This window comes from Massilia glaciei, from assembly GCF_003011895.2.
In the GTDB taxonomy this organism is placed as follows: Bacteria; Pseudomonadota; Gammaproteobacteria; order Burkholderiales; family Burkholderiaceae_D; genus Telluria_A; species Telluria_A glaciei.
The window spans coordinates 21,907-38,476 of the sequence record NZ_PXWF02000019.1 but is presented as its reverse complement, the minus strand read 5'-3'; the positions used below and the strand labels follow the sequence as shown (position 1 = coordinate 38,476).

Annotated in this window: 16 protein-coding genes and 1 tRNA gene; 11 read left to right on the top strand and 6 right to left on the bottom strand. The window is 63.1% G+C overall.

Annotated elements, in window-relative coordinates:
- The 10 genes from C7C56_RS01190 to C7C56_RS01145 all read left to right on the top strand — a co-directional run bounded on the left by C7C56_RS01190 (position 1) and on the right by C7C56_RS01145 (position 10,198).
- Complete coding sequence (locus C7C56_RS01190) at positions 1–534, top strand: F0F1 ATP synthase subunit delta (protein ID WP_106755675.1); 534 nt, start codon at positions 1–3, stop codon at positions 532–534.
- Positions 535–603: 69 nt separating this feature from the next.
- Positions 604–2,145 (top strand): F0F1 ATP synthase subunit alpha, encoded by a 1,542-nt coding sequence (gene atpA, locus C7C56_RS01185; protein ID WP_106755674.1) that lies wholly within the window; start codon positions 604–606, stop codon positions 2,143–2,145.
- Positions 2,146–2,220: 75 nt separating this feature from the next.
- The gene (atpG, locus tag C7C56_RS01180; RefSeq protein ID WP_106755673.1) at positions 2,221–3,096 is read left to right on the top strand and encodes a F0F1 ATP synthase subunit gamma; all 876 of its coding nucleotides are present in this window, start codon (positions 2,221–2,223) and stop codon (positions 3,094–3,096) included.
- 30 nt (positions 3,097–3,126) lie between these two features.
- Positions 3,127–4,527, top strand: coding sequence for a F0F1 ATP synthase subunit beta (gene atpD / locus C7C56_RS01175; RefSeq protein ID WP_106755672.1), 1,401 nt, complete (start codon positions 3,127–3,129; stop codon positions 4,525–4,527).
- A 55-nt stretch (positions 4,528–4,582) separates the two neighbouring features.
- The gene (locus C7C56_RS01170) at positions 4,583–5,008 is read left to right on the top strand and encodes a F0F1 ATP synthase subunit epsilon (RefSeq protein WP_106755671.1); all 426 of its coding nucleotides are present in this window, start codon (positions 4,583–4,585) and stop codon (positions 5,006–5,008) included.
- 230 nt (positions 5,009–5,238) lie between these two features.
- Positions 5,239–6,921: a serine hydrolase gene (locus C7C56_RS01165; protein ID WP_106755670.1), complete on the top strand. Its 1,683-nt coding sequence runs from the start codon at positions 5,239–5,241 to the stop codon at positions 6,919–6,921.
- Positions 6,922–7,053: 132 nt separating this feature from the next.
- Complete coding sequence (locus C7C56_RS01160) at positions 7,054–7,470, top strand: CoA-binding protein (protein WP_106755669.1); 417 nt, start codon at positions 7,054–7,056, stop codon at positions 7,468–7,470.
- Positions 7,467–8,303: a PPK2 family polyphosphate kinase gene (locus C7C56_RS01155; protein WP_181372967.1), complete on the top strand. Its 837-nt coding sequence runs from the start codon at positions 7,467–7,469 to the stop codon at positions 8,301–8,303. Before C7C56_RS01160 ends, C7C56_RS01155 begins: the two co-directional genes overlap by 4 nt.
- A 95-nt stretch (positions 8,304–8,398) precedes the next feature.
- Positions 8,399–8,998 (top strand): glutathione peroxidase, encoded by a 600-nt coding sequence (locus C7C56_RS01150; protein ID WP_106755668.1) that lies wholly within the window; start codon positions 8,399–8,401, stop codon positions 8,996–8,998.
- 6 nt (positions 8,999–9,004) lie between these two features.
- Positions 9,005–10,198 carry an esterase/lipase family protein gene (locus tag C7C56_RS01145; RefSeq protein WP_106755667.1) on the top strand — a complete coding sequence of 398 codons (1,194 nt, stop codon included), beginning with the start codon at positions 9,005–9,007 and terminating at the stop codon, positions 10,196–10,198.
- A 12-nt stretch (positions 10,199–10,210) separates the two neighbouring features.
- On the opposite strand, the gene C7C56_RS01140 is transcribed toward C7C56_RS01145, so the two are convergent.
- From C7C56_RS01140 to C7C56_RS01125, 4 genes are all read right to left on the bottom strand, one after another.
- Positions 10,211–10,849, bottom strand: coding sequence for a DUF6058 family natural product biosynthesis protein (locus C7C56_RS01140; protein WP_106755666.1), 639 nt, complete (start codon positions 10,847–10,849; stop codon positions 10,211–10,213).
- Positions 10,850–11,207: 358 nt separating this feature from the next.
- Positions 11,208–13,046 carry an aminodeoxychorismate synthase component I gene (gene pabB, locus C7C56_RS01135; RefSeq protein WP_106755665.1) on the bottom strand — a complete coding sequence of 613 codons (1,839 nt, stop codon included), beginning with the start codon at positions 13,044–13,046 and terminating at the stop codon, positions 11,208–11,210.
- Positions 13,047–13,064: 18 nt separating this feature from the next.
- Entirely contained in the window at positions 13,065–13,643 is a 579-nt protein-coding gene (slmA, locus tag C7C56_RS01130; protein ID WP_106755664.1) for a nucleoid occlusion factor SlmA, read from the bottom strand.
- 29 nt (positions 13,644–13,672) lie between these two features.
- The gene (locus C7C56_RS01125; RefSeq protein WP_229457850.1) at positions 13,673–14,401 is read right to left on the bottom strand and encodes an HAD-IA family hydrolase; all 729 of its coding nucleotides are present in this window, start codon (positions 14,399–14,401) and stop codon (positions 13,673–13,675) included.
- 35 nt (positions 14,402–14,436) lie between these two features.
- Here C7C56_RS01125 and C7C56_RS01120 point away from each other — a divergent pair, with 35 nt between their 5' ends.
- Positions 14,437–15,327, top strand: coding sequence for a TraB/GumN family protein (locus C7C56_RS01120; protein WP_106755663.1), 891 nt, complete (start codon positions 14,437–14,439; stop codon positions 15,325–15,327).
- A gap of 97 nt (positions 15,328–15,424) precedes the next feature.
- On the opposite strand, the gene C7C56_RS01115 is transcribed toward C7C56_RS01120, so the two are convergent.
- Together C7C56_RS01115 and argB are read right to left on the bottom strand one after the other, a co-directional pair.
- Positions 15,425–15,499, bottom strand: a tRNA-Thr gene (locus tag C7C56_RS01115).
- Between the two features lie 45 nt (positions 15,500–15,544).
- Positions 15,545–16,468: an acetylglutamate kinase gene (gene argB / locus C7C56_RS01110; RefSeq protein ID WP_106755662.1), complete on the bottom strand. Its 924-nt coding sequence runs from the start codon at positions 16,466–16,468 to the stop codon at positions 15,545–15,547.
- Positions 16,469–16,570: the final 102 nt, after the last annotated feature.

Sequence of the window (16,570 nt, the reverse complement as noted above, 5' to 3'; positions counted from 1 at the left end):
ATGGCCGAACTCGCAACCGTCGCCCGTCCCTACGCTGAAGCAGTGTTCCGTGTCGCCCAAGGCGGCGACATGGCCGCCTGGTCCACACTGATCGACGAACTGGCGCAAGTCGGCGCCAATGTCGACGTTCAAAACTACGCCCGCAATCCGAACGTCTCGGAGGCGCAGGTCGCCGACGCGTTCGCGTCGCTGGTCAAGGCGCCACTGTCGGCCGAAGCGAACAACTTCGTCAAGATGCTGATCGAAAACCACCGCGTGCCGCTGCTGCCGGAAATCGGCGCCCAGTTCGCGGTGCTCAAAAACGCCCAGGAAGGTGCCGCCGACGCCCACATCACGAGCGCGTTCGACATGGCCGCGCAACAGGTCTCAGACCTGGTCCGGACGCTGGAAAAGAAATTTGGCCGCAAGCTCAACCCAACGGTGACAGTGGATCCCTCGCTGATCGGTGGTGTGCGCGTGGTCGTTGGTGATGAAGTGCTCGATACCTCGGTGCGCGCCCGCCTGCAACAGATGAACGTTGCGCTCGCGTCGTAAAGAAATTCGCACGGAAGACCGGCGCCCTCGCCCCTTGCCCTACGCATCAAGAAACTATTAGGAGTTAGCATGCAACTTAACCCATCTGAAATCAGTGAACTGATCAAGAGCCGGATCCAAGGCCTCGAAAGTTCCGCTGAAGTTCGCAATCAAGGCACGGTTATCTCCGTGGCCGACGGTATCTGCCGCATCCATGGTCTGTCGGACGTGATGCAGGGCGAGATGCTCGAATTCCCTGGCAACACGTTCGGTCTGGCGATGAACCTGGAGCGCGACTCCGTCGGTTCCGTCATTCTGGGTGCTTACGAGCACATCTCCGAAGGCGACACGGTCAAGTGCACCGGCCGCATCCTGGAAGTGCCGATCGGTCCGGAACTCAAGGGCCGCGTGGTCAACGCGCTGGGCCAGCCGATCGACGGCAAGGGTCCGATCAACGCCAAGCTGACCACCCCGATCGAAAAAATCGCGCCGGGCGTTATTGCCCGCCAGTCCGTCTCGCAGCCAATGCAGACCGGCCTGAAGTCGATCGACTCGATGGTGCCAATCGGCCGTGGCCAGCGCGAGCTGATCATTGGCGACCGCCAAACCGGTAAATCGGCCGTGGCGATCGACGCGATCATCAATCAAAAGGGTCAGAACATGACCTGCATCTACGTCGCGATCGGCCAGAAGGCGTCGTCGATCAAGAACATCGTGCGCTCGCTCGAGATCCACGGCGCGATGGAATACACGATCGTTGTTGCCGCCTCGGCTTCCGAGTCGGCCGCGATGCAGTACATCTCCCCGTACTCCGGTTGCGCCATGGGCGAATACTTCCGTGACCGCGGCGAAGACGCGCTGATCGTCTACGACGACCTGTCCAAGCAAGCTGTTGCTTATCGTCAGATCTCGCTGCTGCTGCGCCGTCCACCAGGCCGCGAAGCGTATCCTGGCGACGTGTTCTACCTCCACAGCCGCCTGCTCGAGCGCGCAGCACGCGTGAACCCCGACTACGTCGAGAAGTTCACCAACGGCGAAGTCAAGGGCAAGACCGGTTCGCTGACCGCGCTGCCGATCATTGAAACGCAAGCCGGCGACGTGTCCGCCTTCGTTCCAACGAACGTGATTTCGATCACCGACGGCCAGATCTTCCTCGACACCTCGCTGTTCAACTCGGGTATCCGTCCCGCGATCAACGCCGGTATTTCGGTCTCGCGCGTCGGTGGCGCCGCCCAGACCAAGGTCATCAAAAACCTGTCTGGCGGTATCCGTACCGACTTGGCGCAGTACCGTGAGCTGGCCGCGTTCGCGCAGTTCGCCTCCGACCTCGACGAATCGACCCGCAAGCAGCTCGACCGCGGTGCCCGCGTTACTGAATTGCTCAAGCAAGCCCAGTACTCGCCACTGTCGATCTCGCTGATGGCCGTGTCGCTGTTCGCCGTCAACAAGGGTTACTTCGACGACCTCGAAGTCAAGCGCGTGCTGGCATTCGAAGCCGGCCTGCACGGCCACTTCAAGGCCACCCAAGCCGCGCTGCTGGCCAAGATCGAAGAGACCAAGCAACTCGACAAAGATGGCGAAGCCGCCATGGCTGCCGCGATCGCCGACTTCAAAAAATCCGGCGCATTCTAACTATCGCGGGAGCGCGGTGCGAACCGCGCCCCCGGTTTAATGCGACGAACGGCTGGATATAAGGAGTAAGGACTCATGGCAGTAGGCAAAGAGATACGTAACAAGATCAAGAGCGTAGAAAATACGAAGAAGATCACGAAGGCGATGGAAATGGTCGCCGCGTCCAAAATGCGCAAGGCGCAGGACCGGATGCGGGCCGCCCGTCCCTACAGTGACAAGATTCGCAATATCGCCTCCAATCTTGCGACCGCGAATCCAGAGTACACGCACCCCTTCATGGCGCAAGCCAAGGGCGTGCAGGCGAAGGCTGTCGGTTTCATCATCGTCACGACCGACAAGGGTCTGTGCGGCGGCATGAACACCAACATCTTGCGCATGGTGACGCAAAAAACACGCGAGCTGGAAGCAGCTGGCAACAAAATTGAAGCAGTTGCCATCGGCAACAAGGGTTTGGGTTTCTTGAATCGGGTTGGCGTCAAGGTGGTCTCGCATGCGATCCAGATTGGCGACACACCGCACCTCGACAAACTGATCGGGCCGATCAAGGTCATGCTCGACCAGTACGAGGAAGGCAAACTCGACGCGGTATACATCTGCTACACGAAGTTCATTAACACGATGAAGCAAGAGCCGATTGTGGAGCAGTTGCTGCCACTGTCGGCCGACAAGCTGGTAGGCGACAAGGGCAACCACGCCTGGGACTACATCTACGAGCCGGAAGCGCAATCCGTGATCGATGAACTGCTGGTGCGCTACGTCGAGGCATTGGTGTACCAGGCGGTCGCCGAAAATCTCGCATCCGAGCAATCGGCGCGGATGGTCGCGATGAAGTCGGCAAGCGACAACGCAGGTAGTGTCATCGGTGAGCTGAAGCTGATCTATAACAAGACGCGTCAGGCCGCGATTACCAAAGAACTCTCCGAAATCGTCGCCGGTGCGGCAGCGGTTTAACCAGAATTAACTATAAACGAAGGAACGAACATGGCTGATGGCAAAATCGTTCAGTGTATTGGCGCTGTTGTTGACGTTGAGTTTCCGCGCAACGCAATGCCTAAGGTTTTTGACGCACTGAAAATGGAAGGCTCCGAGCTGACCCTCGAAGTACAACAGCAGCTCGGCGACGGCATTGTCCGTACCATTGCTCTGGGTACCTCCGACGGCCTGCGTCGCGGCATGATGATCCAAAACACCGGCAAGCCGATCATGGTGCCGGTCGGCAAGGCAACCCTGGGCCGCATTCTGGACGTGCTGGGCAACCCGATCGACGAATGCGGTCCCGTCTCGCACGCGCAAACCGCGTCGATCCACCGCGTCGCTCCCGCGTACGACGAGCTGTCGCCGTCGCAAGACCTGCTCGAGACCGGCATCAAGGTGATCGACCTGGTGTGCCCGTTCGCCAAGGGCGGTAAAGTCGGCCTGTTCGGCGGCGCCGGCGTGGGCAAGACCGTCAACATGATGGAACTGATCAACAACATCGCCAAGGCGCACTCGGGTCTGTCCGTGTTCGCCGGTGTGGGTGAGCGCACGCGCGAGGGTAACGACTTCTACCACGAGATGGCCGACGCCAAGGTTGTGGATCTGGAAAACCCGGAAAACTCCAAAGTGGCCATGGTCTACGGCCAGATGAACGAGCCGCCAGGCAACCGTCTGCGCGTCGCGCTGACCGGCCTGACGATCGCCGAATCGTTCCGTGATGAAGGCAAGGACGTGCTGTTCTTCGTCGACAACATCTACCGCTTCACGCTGGCAGGCACCGAAGTGTCCGCACTGCTGGGCCGTATGCCATCGGCTGTGGGTTACCAGCCTACGCTGGCCGAGGAGATGGGCCGTCTGCAAGAGCGCATCACCTCGACCAAGACCGGTTCGATCACCTCGATCCAGGCCGTCTACGTCCCTGCGGATGACTTGACCGACCCGTCGCCGGCGACCACCTTCGCCCACTTGGATTCGACCGTCGTTTTGAGCCGTGACATCGCATCGCTCGGTATCTACCCGGCGGTCGACCCACTCGACTCGACCTCGCGCCAGCTGGACCCGCTCGTGGTCGGTCAGGAGCACTATGACACCGCGCGCGCCGTCCAGGGCACGCTGCAGCGCTACAAGGAATTGCGCGACATTATCGCGATTCTGGGCATGGACGAGCTGGCACCGGAAGACAAACTGCTGGTCGCGCGCGCACGTAAGATGCAGCGTTTCCTGTCGCAGCCTTTCCACGTTGCCGAAGTGTTCACCGGCGCGCCTGGTAAGTACGTTTCGCTCAAAGACACGATCAAAGGCTTCAAGATGATCGCGTCCGGCGAACTCGACCACCTGCCAGAGCAAGCGTTCTACATGGTTGGCACGATCGAAGAAGCAATCGAAAAAGCCAAGAAGCTCAACTAAGACAGGCTAGGGAGCCGCGCCTGAAGGTGCGGTTCCTCGACCCGATAGGACACACATGGCACACACAATTCACGTCGACGTCGTTTCTGCTGAAACCCTGATTTTTTCGGGCGAAGCCGAGTTCGTCACGTTGCCGGGTGAGGCGGGCGAGCTGGGGATCTATCCCAAGCACACCCCGCTGATCACGCGCATCAGGCCTGGTGCTGTACGGATCAAGGTTGCCGGCCGCGCGGAAGAAGAGTTCGTCTTCGTCGCCGGTGGCATCCTCGAAGTGCAGCCGGACGCAGTGACGGTCCTGGCCGACACCGCGATCCGCGGTGGCGACCTGGACGAAGCAAAAGCGATCGAGGCCAAGAAGCAGGCCGAAGAAATGATGGTCAACAAAGACTCGAAGATCGACTACGCCAAGGCGCAAGCCGAACTGGCCACCGCGATCGCCCAGTTGGCCGCCATCGCCAAGCTGCGTCAGAAAAATCGTTAAGCACCACACTCGCCGCCTCGCGCAGCGGACAAAAAAAAGCAGCTTCGGCTGCTTTTTTTTCGACCAAATTCAACTGACCATCCCGAAAAACCGGCCCTTTGCGCCTTCCGGGACGCAATTCGTCGGATCGTGGCCATTTAGGCAAAGAAGTTGCCCTATATTGGCGATTCCACGGGATCACAAGCCTTGGCGCACCGAGTCCCACCAACATAAAAATAGGAAACGAAACCATGCTCAAACTCTCCAGCCTTTGCATCGCCGCCGTCCTTGCGCTGCAAGCACCGTGCAGTGTTGCCCAGGAAGCCCCCATGTCGGCCGCGGCCGAACAGGCGCTGGCGGCGCAAATCGACGCCAGCATTTCCCGCCACTACAAGGCCGATGCGCCTGGCGCGACCGTCATCGTCACGCGCGACGGCAAGACCGTGTTCCACAAGGCCTACGGCATGGCCAGCGTCGCCAAAAAGCAGGCGATGACGCCGGACATGACTTTGCGCATCGGTTCGATCACCAAGCAGTTCACGGCGGTGGCCATCCTGATGCTGGTCGAGGAGGGCAAACTCGCCCTGTCGGACGACATCACAAAATTCCTGCCCGACTACCCGACCAAGGGCAAGAAGATCACTGTCGAGCAATTGCTCACGCATACCTCGGGCATCGTCAGCTACACGGGCAAGATGGACTTCGCCGCCAATAACACCAAGGACCTGACGGTCCAACAGATGATCGACACCTTCAAGAACGATCCGCTGACCTTCGAACCGGGCACCAACTTCGCCTACAACAACTCCGGCTATTTCCTGCTGGGCGCAGTGATCGAGAAGGTCTCGGGCATGCCCTACGCGAAATTTTTGGAGAAACGCATCTTTGTGCCGCTCGGTATGAACGACACGGCCTACGAGGGCTATGAGCGCTCCGCCGCGACCAAGGCGGAGGGCCATTCCAAAAAGGAGGCCGCTTACACGCCGTCGGCCCCGCTGAGCATGAGCCTGCCGTACGCGGCAGGTTCGCTGGTATCGAACGTGGACGATTTGGCGCGCTGGGAGGCGGCAATCACCGGTGGCAAACTGATCAACGCGGCCAGCCTTGCAAAGGCGTTCACGCCATTCAAGCTGAGCGACGGCAGCGCGCGCGATTACGGCTATGGCTGGCAGATCGGCAAATTGCAGGGAAACCAGACAATCGGCCATGGCGGCGGGATCAATGGATTTGTCTCATACGCCTTGCGCATACCGCAGAGCAAGGTATTCGTCGCCGTGCTGAGCAACGCCGATTCGGGCATCGCGGCGCCGGAAATGGTGGCGCAAAAAGCCGGCGCGATCGCCATGGGCAAGGCATTTCCAGAGTACAAGGCCATCAAGCTCAATGCCAAGGCGCTCGACGCGTTCGCCGGCGTCTACGCCATCGACGACAAGAGCAAGCGCATGATCTGGCGTGAGAACGACCAGCTCGTGATGCAACGCACCGGACGCGGCATCACGCCACTGCTGGCCCATTCGGCCAACGGTTTCTTCTTGGAAGACTCGCTCGTGCACATGGAGTTCGTCCGCGATGCGAGCGGCGCGGTGACCAAAGTGACGGTGCACCAGAACGGCGCCGCCGACGACAATGTGCGCACCGCCGAAGCGTTGCCGGTACGCACCGCGGTCAAGGTCGCGCACGCCGTGCTCGATACCTATGTCGGGCGCTACGAGCTTGCGCCGGGTTTTATCATGACCATCACGCGCAACGGCGATCGGTTCGGCGCCCAGGCGACCGGCCAACCAGGGTTTGAATTGCACGCGCTGAGCGACACGCTGTTCTTCCCGAAAGAGGTCGATGCCAAGGTCCGCTTCGAGAAAAACGCGGAGGGCAAGATCTCGCAACTGGTGCTGCTGCAGGGCGGGCGCGAGATGCCGGGCAAACGGCTGCCGTAAGCGTTTGACACAGGAATCCAAAAAGGCGGCTTGGGCCGCCTTTTTGTTTTTTCTTGCGGCGATCAACGACGCGCCATGGCTCGATGCAATTCTGATATTCTGAATCGATCAACCCGAACTCGACCGAGAATAATGAAAACCATTCCCGAAATCCTCAAGACCACCAAGACCATCGCCGTGGTCGGCATGTCCAACAAACCCGAGCGCGCCAGCCACCAGGTGGCCGAGTACCTCCAGCAGCACGGCTACCGCATCGTCCCGGTCAACCCTTCCTACGCCGGCCAGCAGATCCTCGGCGAACACGTGTACGCCAGTGTGCCCGAGGCCGCCGCCGCGATCGCGCCGGTGCGCATCGACCTCGTCGACTGCTTCCGCAAGTCCGAAGACATCGTCCCGATCGCGCGCGACGCCGTCGCGATCGGCGCGGCATGCCTGTGGATGCAGCTCGACGTCGTCAACGAAGAGGCCGCCCGCATTGCCAAGACCGCCGGCCTCGACGTGGTGATGGACCATTGCGTCAAAATCGAACACAAGGCGGTATCGGCATGAGCGCGCGCACGCTGTTCCGCGCGTCCGCCAAGCCGAGCCTGCGCGAGGAGGATGCCCGGGCGACCCCGCTGCGCGATGCGAACCAGGACGAAAAACTGAGCAAGGCCGAGATCAAGCAGCGCGACCGCGCGCTGACCGCCGCCCTGACAGCCCAAATCGCCGTCTGCCAGGAGAAGCTGTACGCCCAGCGCAAGCACAAGGTGTTGCTGGTCCTGCAGGGCATGGACACCTCGGGCAAGGACGGCACCGTCACCGCCTTGTTCACCGGCATCAACCCGATGGGATTGCGCGCGGTCGGGTTCAAGGCGCCCACGTCGGCCGAACTGGCGCGCGATTATCTGTGGCGCGTGCACCAGCATGTGCCGGTGTGGGGCGAGATCGCGATCTTCAACCGCAGCCATTACGAGGATGTCTTGATCACGCGCGTGCAGGACATGATCGACGAGAACGAATGCAAACGGCGTTACGCGCAGATTCGCGACTTCGAACGCATGTTGTCCGAGACCGGCACCATCATCATCAAGGTCTTCCTGCATATCTCGAAAGAGGAGCAGCGCGAGCGCCTGCAGGAGCGCCTCGACGATCCCGAAAAGCAGTGGAAATTCGATGCCAACGACATGGTGCAGCGCCAATCGTGGGATGAATACCAGCGCGTCTACGAAGCGGCCATCGGCGCCACCGATTGCGACCACGCGCCCTGGTACATCATTCCGGCCGACTCGAAAACACACCGCAATCTCGCGATCGCTAGCCTTTTGCTCGAGATCGTGCAGGACCTCGATCTCAAGTTTCCCCAGCCCGCCCCCGAACTGAGCGGACTAAGAATCACGTAAGACGCCGTCCGACGCGCGCGCCGTGGCCGGCGCACGCGGCGTGCCGAATTGGCATAGAATGAAATCCCGTCTATTCATTCCGCATGGAAATCTCTATGTTCAAGCCACCAGCACTGCTCTTCGTCTCCCTGTGCGCCGCCGCTGCGGCCACCATGACCGCCCATGCCCAGACGCCGGCTGCGCCCGCAGGCGCGCCGGTGGTGGCTGCGGCGGCCTGCCCGGCGGTGCTCAAGCAAACCTTTAACCGCCTGCAGGACGACGCGCCGCAGAACCTGTGTCAATACGCGGGCAAAGTGGTTTTGGTCGTCAACACGGCCAGCTATTGCGGCTTCACGGTCCAGTATGAGGGGCTCGAAAAACTGTACGCCAAATACGGTCCCAAGGGCCTGGTCGTGCTTGGATTCCCATCCAACGATTTCGGCAAGCAGGAACCGGGCAACGCGAAAGAGATCGCCGACCTCTGCTACAACACCTACGGCGTGAAGTTTCCGATGTTCGCCAAGAGCCAGGTCAGCGGCAGCGCGCCCAACCCGCTGCACGCGCAGCTGATCAAGGACACCGGCATAGCGCCAAAATGGAATTTCACCAAATACCTGATCGACCGCCAGGGCCGCGTCGTCGAGCATTTCCCCAGCAAGGTCAAACCGGACGACAAGCAGTTGGTGAGCAAGGTCGAACAGGCGCTGGGGTTGTAGACGGCCATGCCCAAAAAGCAGTCACACGCGGCCGACCTGCTGGGCGCCTCGCGGCTCGCCGTCGAGGCGGCCGCCGGCTTGACCGAGCTGGTCGAGGCGGTCCACATGACGGTGCTCCACAAGGCGGTCGGCCCCAGGCTCGCGCGCCCGGTGGCCGGCGTCAGCAAGCTGGTGTACCGCGGCGTCAAGGGCGTGACCCGGATGGTCGGCGTGAGCATCGAGTCGGTGCTGGCCCGGCTGGTCCCGCTGCTCGGCGAACAAAATGGCTGGACCGGCCGCGAGGCCCTGCTGGCCGTGCTTAACGGCGTGCTGGGCGACCGCCTGGCCGCCGGCGCCAATCCGCTCGCCATCCCGATGTCGCTGCGCCGCGGCGGCGAGCCGCTGGTGGTGGAGCGCGCGGCGCTGGCGCAAGCCATCCCCGACGCCTCGGGCCGCATCCTGGTGCTGGCCCACGGCTTGTGCATGAACGACCTGCAGTGGCAGCGCCAGGGGCACGACCACGGCGCCGCGTTGGCGCTCGAACGCGGCTACACGCCGGTCTACCTGCACTACAACAGTGGCCGCCACGTGGCCGACAACGGGCGCGAACTGGCCGCCTTGTTGCAGGCGATGGCGCAGCAATGGCCGGTGCCGCCGCAAGAGATCGTCATTTTATGCCACAGCATGGGCGGCCTGCTCGCGCGCAGCGCGTGCCACTACGGCGCCGAGGCCGGCCACGCCTGGCTGGCCCACCTGAGCAAGATCGTCTTCCTCGGCACGCCGCACCACGGCGCGCCGCTCGAACGCGGCGGCAACTGGGTGCATGTGTTCACCGATTCGACCGCCTACAGCGCGCCGTTCTCGCGGCTCGCCAAATTGCGCAGCGCCGGCATCACCGACCTGCGCCACGGCAGCGTGCTCGCCGCCGACAGCGGCGACGACCGTTTCGCCCATGCCGGCGCGCTGCCCGAATGCCCGCCGCTGCCCCCAAAAGTTCGTTGCTTCACGGTGGCCGCGACCATGGGCAAGCAGGCCGGCGACCTGCACGACCGGCTGGCCGGCGACGGCCTGGTGCCGCTCGCGAGCGGGCTGGGCCAGCATGCCGATCCGCTGCGCCAGCTGCGCTTCGATGCGGCCGACCAGGCCGTCGTCTACCAGACCGGCCACATGGCGCTGCTCTCGTCGTCCGAGGTTTATACGCTGCTTCGCGGCTGGCTGTAGAGCGCGCTGGCGTCACCGAAGGTGCTTCGCGCGCACGTCGGAGATCAGCCGCTGGCGTGAGCTGCGCGCGACTTCGTGCGGTGCGAACTGCGCGCTTGCCGAATCGAGCAGGTCGACCGCCTGTTGCAGCGCGGCACATTGCGTCGAAGTGAGCGCACGCTTATCTGCCTCGGCGAGGATTTCATCGATCATCATCGCTGCCACCTCCTTGGTGGCGATATCATCCGGCAGGCCGCTGCGAGTGCACAGGCCGTAGGTCCCATTGAGAAAGTGCTCCCACTCCGAGCGCAGGTGCGCCGCCATGCCCGCGTTGAGTTTCTCGTGCCGGGGAGCGATGCCGCAGTCCATCAGTTCCTGCGCGCGGCGGCGGTAACGCGTGGCGAAGCGCTCGAAGGCGCAGCCATCGTCGGCCAGCGTTGGCAGGATGCCGACCCAATCCACATAGCCCTTGGCATAGTAGGCGATGGCGGATTGTTCACTGTGCGCGCCGAACACCGAATCGCAATCGACACGCAGGCGCAGGTGGTAGGAGGGCAGGGGCATGATCCGGCGTTGCTGAAGCTGCGCGAGCGTGCCGGCGTCGATCTGGCACGCGGCGAGCAACTGGTTTTCCGTGAAAAACGTCTCGTTCAGATAGTGGATCAGTTGCATTGCGGCGCCTCGATGGTGGTGACGCCATTTTAAGGAGTCCCGGCGACAAAAGGGTTCGGCTGCGGCCGAACTGGCATAGACCCCGGCAATGAAATAATTTCACGAGCGGCGCGGCCGTCGCCAGCAACTAGACCAAGTCGCGCCTTGATTTCTTAACCGGGGTCTGACCCCACTTAAGGAATTTTTGGGTTAAAAATCTAACGAACCAGGTGGTTCTAGGGCTACGCTCGGCGCCAGCCTGTTCGCAGGCGCATTTAATTTCGCAATCGGGGTCAGACCCCGGTTACAAAATACTACGCCATGCCAATTTCCTGCTCCGCCCCCGGTTACGAAACAATTCTCGGCGCGTGCGGCGGCCTTAGCGGCCGGACCAGGATTGCACTGTGGCCCGCAACGGTCCGCGCAAGGCATTGCAGACGACGATCTCGCGGGCCCCGTCAAGCATGGCGCGCGTGATCACGCGTTCGCGGGCATTCCAGGCCGGGTCGGCCAGCAACACCTCGCGCATGATTCCGGGCAGTACACCGGACGCGAGCGGCGGCGTGAACCAACCGTCTTCGAGCCGAACGAACACATTGCTGCGCCCCCCTTCGGTCAGCTCGCCGCGCTCGTTGAAAAACAGTGCGTCGAAGCCGCCGCGTGCCTCGGCATCGCGCCAGGCGGCGTCGTAGCGCGCGCGGATGCTGGTTTTGTGGCGCAGGAAGATATCGTCCGACCGCACCCGCTGCGCCGCGATGAACACGCGCACAGGTTCGGGTAAGGACAGCAGCGGCGCCGTCACCACGCTGACCGCGCCATCTTGTTTTAATCCGAGTCGCAGCCGGTGCGCACCCTCCCCGGGCAGTGCGGCGCAGGCCTCGTCCAGCGCCGCGTCCACAGCGGCGGCCGGAAACGCGAAGCCGAAGCGCAGCGCCGACGCGGCCAGCCGCGCCAGGTGCCGCCCGCGCAGCGCGCAGCCATCGGCGCGCGAGGCGCGCATGGTCTCGAACAGCTCGAACTCGTTGGCAAGCCCTGTCAAAAAACGCGCCTTGAGGCGGCATTCGGCAAATTCATCCCGCGCGTCGCTGTCGTAGACGATGCCGGCGCCAACACCCATCTGGCCGGCGCGCACGCCGTCACGCTCGGCCTTCAGGGCCAGCGTGCGGATCGGCACCGACAGGCAGAAGTCGCCGATGCCGCGGCCCTGCGCGGGCGGATCGAACCAGCCGATGGCGCCGGTATAGATGCCGCGCGCGGCCGGTTCGAGCTCGCGGATGATCTCCATGGTGCGCCGCTTGGGCGCGCCCGTGATCGAGCCGCACGGGTAGAGCGCCCGGAACACCTCGGCCAGCGTGACCGTCTCGCGCAGCCTGGCGCGCACCGTCGAAGTCATCTGCAGCACGCTGCCATAGCGCTGCACCTTGAACAGCGCCGGGACCTCGACCGAGCCGGTCACGGCCACGCGCCCCAGGTCGTTGCGCAGCAGGTCGACGATCATCAGGTTCTCGGCGCGGTTCTTGGCATCGTGCGCCAGCGCCTCGGCCCGCAACAGGTTGTCGGCGTCGTCCGGGCCGGCCGGCGCCGTGCCTTTCATCGGGCGCGTGAGCAGCTCGCCCGCCGCATGCCGCACAAACAGCTCGGGCGAGAGCGACACCACGGCGCTGCCGTCGGGCAGGGCCACCAGCGCGCCGTACGGCACCGGCTGGCGCGCGCGCAGGCGCGCGTACAAGGCCGGCAGCGAGCCGAAGGCGTCGAAGCGCAGCCGGTAGGTGTAATTGACCTGGTAGGTGTCGCCGGCCGATATGTAGTCGTGGATGCGGCCGAGCGCGCGCGTGAACTCGGCCTCGCCGACATTGGCCTCGACCCGCCCGATGCCGGCCGGCGCGGCCTCGCCCTGGGTTCTGCTTGCGAGCCACGCGGCCACCTGGTCCGGCGCCAGGTGCTCGCATTTATCGAACAGCAGGATCTGCCCCAGCGGCGCGTCGAGCGCGTGCGCGTCGATCCCGAGCAGGTGGCCGCCAAGCTCGTACGTCAGCAGCGACACCGCATGCAGCCCGCGCGCGAGCGCCTGCTGCATCTGCTCGAGCAGCTGCGGCCACTGCGCCACGTCGGCGCATGCGAGCGTGCCGGCGTGCCCCGTGTACAGGCGCGAGCGCGCATGCAGCGGGTCGAAGGCGCTGGCGTCGTCGAGCAGGGCGAAGCAGTCGGTCCTATCCATGAACGCAGTGTGCGCCGGCTATGCGGCCAGCATAAGCGCGATTTGCAGTCCCGTGCCTTCGGTCGGATTTTGCCTGAAGCCGCTCTTGGCGAAACGGTGCCAGCGGCCCACCACGTAGCTCACCAGCAGCCCGGCGCGCGCGGCCACGTCGGCCTCCTGGCCGTGGCCTTGGGTAACCGCCAGGCGCAGCGACTGCTTGAAGGCCAGTTCGACCTTGTCGTAGAACTGGTTCATGCGCAGCTGCAGGCGCTCGTCCTCGTTGACCAGCGCGTCGCCGATGAGCACGCGCGTCATGCCAGGATTGTTCGCCGCGAACGAGAGCAGCATCTGCAGCGAGGCGTGGGCCTGGTCGACTCCGCCCGCCTCGTGCTCGGCGATCTGGTTGATCAGCCCGAACACGCTCGACTCGATGAATTCGATCAGGCCCTCGAACATCTGGGCCTTGCTGGCGAAATGGCGGTACAGCGCCGCCTCCGACACCTCGAGCCGGGCCGCGAGCGCCGCGGTGGTGATTTTTTCGCCTTTTGGCTGCTCGAGCATCGTGGCCAAAGCCTGGAGAATTTGCAGCTTGCGCTGACCCGGCTTGGTGCTTGCCATGTGGTCCCGGTGAGGTTAGGTTGAGTGGTTCAGCGCAAGCTCTGGAGGCGCCGTAAAAGTTGCAGTACGGATTTTACTTTGACATCGACGTAAGCGGGTTGTTTTAGCATCCTCGGCAGCGGCGCCTGGCCGATCGGGTCGCTCATCTTCAGGTACTGGGTGACCCAGACGGTGCGCACCCCGAGCTGCTTGGCGCTGCGCAGGTTGGCCAGCGTGTCCTCGACCAGCACCGCGTCGCGCGCCGCGCAGCCGTGCTTGCGCAGTAGGCGGCGCAGCATCAGCTTGGACGGCTTGGGCCGCAGCCGCCCGTGCACGTGCATGTTCTCGATCGCCACATGGTGCGCGAAATGGCTCCCCAGCCCGAGGTGGCGCACCACGTCGGTCGAGTAGCGCGTGGGCGCGTTGGTGAGCAGGATTTTGCGCCCGGGCAGGCGCCGCAGCAGGCGCCCGAGCCCGCGTTCGGACCTTATCATCTGGCGCAGGTCGGCCAGGTCGTGGGTCTCGCGCAAAAAGTCGGCCGCGGCCACATCGTGGTGCCGGATCATGCCGAGCAGGGTGGCGCCGTAGCGCTTCCAGTAGCCCAGCCGCGCCACGTCGACCTCGGCCTGGGTCGCCGCCGTGCCACCCGCCCCCAGCACGCGCGCGATATAGATGTTCATGTTGGCGCTGATCAGCGGAAAAATCGCATGCGAGGCGTCATGCAAAGTATTGTCTAGATCAAACAGCCAAAGCGGTTGGAAACGTTTATTATTTGCCACGGTATCTTTACAAAAACAACCATCAAGGAAAACACATGCGAAGCAAGATTATAGTGATGTTCCTGAGCCTGGCGATGCTGGTGCCCTCGCCGGCCTGGGCGGCCGACCGCGGCGCGCTGTTCAAGGTCACGTCGGGGGCGCACACGCTGCACCTGTTCGGCACCATGCATGTCGGCAAGGCCGATTTTTATCCGCTCGAGTCGCGCATCGCCGGCGCCATCGCCGGCGCCTCGGTGGTGGCGTTCGAGGTCGACCCCATGACGGACCCGGCGCTGATGGCCGGGCCGATGCGCACCTATGGCATGAACGCCCCCGGCGGCGACGCGTCGCGCGACATGCCGGCCGGCCTCAAGGCGCGCCTCGAGCCCGTGATGAAGAGGGCGGGGCTCGACATGAAACTGGTCGAGATGTTCAAGCCGTGGATGGTCACGATGCTGCTCGGGCTGCACGAGTACGCCGCGCTGGGCTACGGCCCGGAGATGTCGGTCGACATGCATGTGGCGAAACTGGCGCGCACGGCCAAGGCGTTCGTGCTCGAACTCGAATCGGCCGACGCCCAGCTGGCGCTGTTCGGCCGCATGCCGCGGGCCGACCAGTGGCGCATGCTCGAGGAGTCGGTCGCGATGATCGAGACCGGCCGCCAGCGCGTCGAACTCGATGAAGTCATCCACGCCTGGCGCAATGCCGATCAGGCCATGTTCGACAAGGTGGCGCTGCGCCTCGAAAGCGACGACAGCGTGGGCGGGAAGTTTTTCCAGAAGGTGCTGCTCGAGGAGCGCAACGGGCCCATGGCCGACAAGCTCGCCAAGCTGCTCGGGGAGCAGAAGAACAGCGTGGCCGCGATCGGCGCGCTGCATCTGGTCGGCAAGCACGGCCTGCCCGAACTGTTGCGCAAGCGCGGGCTGAAGGTGGAGCGGGTGTATTAAGGGCTAAATTAGGGGCTGAATTAAGGGCTGAATTAAGGGTTGAATTAAGGGTTGAATTAAGGGCTGAAGCGAGGGGGTGCTGCGCGGCGATGAAGCGTGGTGCCCTTTACGTGGATTGAACACGTGGCCTCTCCCTTACCAAGGGAGTGCTCTACCACTGAGCTAAAAGGGCGTTCTGGGTGGCGCGCCGCCGCTGTTAAGGCCGCGCCACAATTTCTTAGTGCGAGCGGATCATAGTGCCAAACGCCTGTTCGGTCAAGACTTCGAGCAGCAGCGAGTGTTCGATGCGCCCGTCGATGATGTGAACCGTGTTGACGCCCGACTTGGCGGCGTCGAGCGCGGACGAGATCTTCGGCAGCATGCCGCCCGAGATGGTCCCGTCGGCGAACATCTCTTCGATCTCGCGGGCCGACAGGTCGGTCACGAGCTTGCCCTTTTTATCCTGCACGCCGGCGATGTTGGTCATCATGATCAGCTTTTCGGCCTTCAGAATCTCGGCGATCTTGCCGGCGACGACGTCGGCGTTGATGTTGTACGCCTGGCCGTCCTGGCCGAAGCCGATCGGCGAGATGATCGGAATGAAGGCGTCGTCCTGCAGCGCCTTGACCACCGCCGGATTGATCGCGTCGATCTCGCCGACGAAACCGATGTCGATGAACTGGCCCGGGTTTTCCTTGTCGGGCATGGCCATCTTGCGGGCCCGGATCAAGCCGCCGTCCTTGCCGGTCAGGCCGACGGCCTGGCCGCCGTAGTGGTTGATCAGCATGACGATGTCTTGCTGGACCTCGCCGCCGAGCACCCACTCGACCACTTCCATGGTCTCCTCGTCGGTGATGCGGTGGCCCTGCACGAAGCTGCCCTGCTTGCCGAGCTTTTTGAGGGCGGCGTCGATTTGCGGGCCGCCGCCGTGCACCACGACCGGGTTCATGCCGACCAGCTTGAGCAAGATGACGTCGCGCGCGAAGCCGTGCTTGAGGCGGTCCTCGGTCATGGCGTTGCCGCCGTACTTGATGACGATGGTCTTGCCGTGGAAATTGCGGATGTACGGCAAGGCTTCAGCCAGGATCTGCGCCTTGATCTGCGGCGAGACAGAGGTAAGATCGTTATTCTGGTTGTTCAGATTGGTCAAGTGAGCAGTCATGGCGGGGTCGGAAAAGGGAAATTTTGCGAGATTCTACAGGCAAACCGGGTCGGTCCTGTAGGCATTATAAATCCAGCTTGTTGTATTTTATGCGCTGATCCA

What these genes read in the sequence shown, in the direction of transcription:
- C7C56_RS01190 (WP_106755675.1), top strand. Translation starts at nt 1, where the DNA reads ATGGCCGAACTCGCAACCGTCGCCCGTCCCTACGCTGAAGCAGTGTTC.
- atpA (WP_106755674.1), top strand. Translation starts at nt 604, where the DNA reads ATGCAACTTAACCCATCTGAAATCAGTGAACTGATCAAGAGCCGGATC.
- atpG (WP_106755673.1), top strand. Translation starts at nt 2,221, where the DNA reads ATGGCAGTAGGCAAAGAGATACGTAACAAGATCAAGAGCGTAGAAAAT.
- atpD (WP_106755672.1), top strand. Translation starts at nt 3,127, where the DNA reads ATGGCTGATGGCAAAATCGTTCAGTGTATTGGCGCTGTTGTTGACGTT.
- C7C56_RS01170 (WP_106755671.1), top strand. Translation starts at nt 4,583, where the DNA reads ATGGCACACACAATTCACGTCGACGTCGTTTCTGCTGAAACCCTGATT.
- C7C56_RS01165 (WP_106755670.1), top strand. Translation starts at nt 5,239, where the DNA reads ATGCTCAAACTCTCCAGCCTTTGCATCGCCGCCGTCCTTGCGCTGCAA.
- C7C56_RS01160 (WP_106755669.1), top strand. Translation starts at nt 7,054, where the DNA reads ATGAAAACCATTCCCGAAATCCTCAAGACCACCAAGACCATCGCCGTG.
- C7C56_RS01155 (WP_181372967.1), top strand. Translation starts at nt 7,467, where the DNA reads ATGAGCGCGCGCACGCTGTTCCGCGCGTCCGCCAAGCCGAGCCTGCGC.
- C7C56_RS01150 (WP_106755668.1), top strand. Translation starts at nt 8,399, where the DNA reads ATGTTCAAGCCACCAGCACTGCTCTTCGTCTCCCTGTGCGCCGCCGCT.
- C7C56_RS01145 (WP_106755667.1), top strand. Translation starts at nt 9,005, where the DNA reads ATGCCCAAAAAGCAGTCACACGCGGCCGACCTGCTGGGCGCCTCGCGG.
- C7C56_RS01140 (WP_106755666.1), bottom strand. Translation starts at nt 10,849, where the DNA reads ATGCAACTGATCCACTATCTGAACGAGACGTTTTTCACGGAAAACCAG.
- pabB (WP_106755665.1), bottom strand. Translation starts at nt 13,046, where the DNA reads ATGGATAGGACCGACTGCTTCGCCCTGCTCGACGACGCCAGCGCCTTC.
- slmA (WP_106755664.1), bottom strand. Translation starts at nt 13,643, where the DNA reads ATGGCAAGCACCAAGCCGGGTCAGCGCAAGCTGCAAATTCTCCAGGCT.
- C7C56_RS01120 (WP_106755663.1), top strand. Translation starts at nt 14,437, where the DNA reads ATGCGAAGCAAGATTATAGTGATGTTCCTGAGCCTGGCGATGCTGGTG.
- argB (WP_106755662.1), bottom strand. Translation starts at nt 16,468, where the DNA reads ATGACTGCTCACTTGACCAATCTGAACAACCAGAATAACGATCTTACC.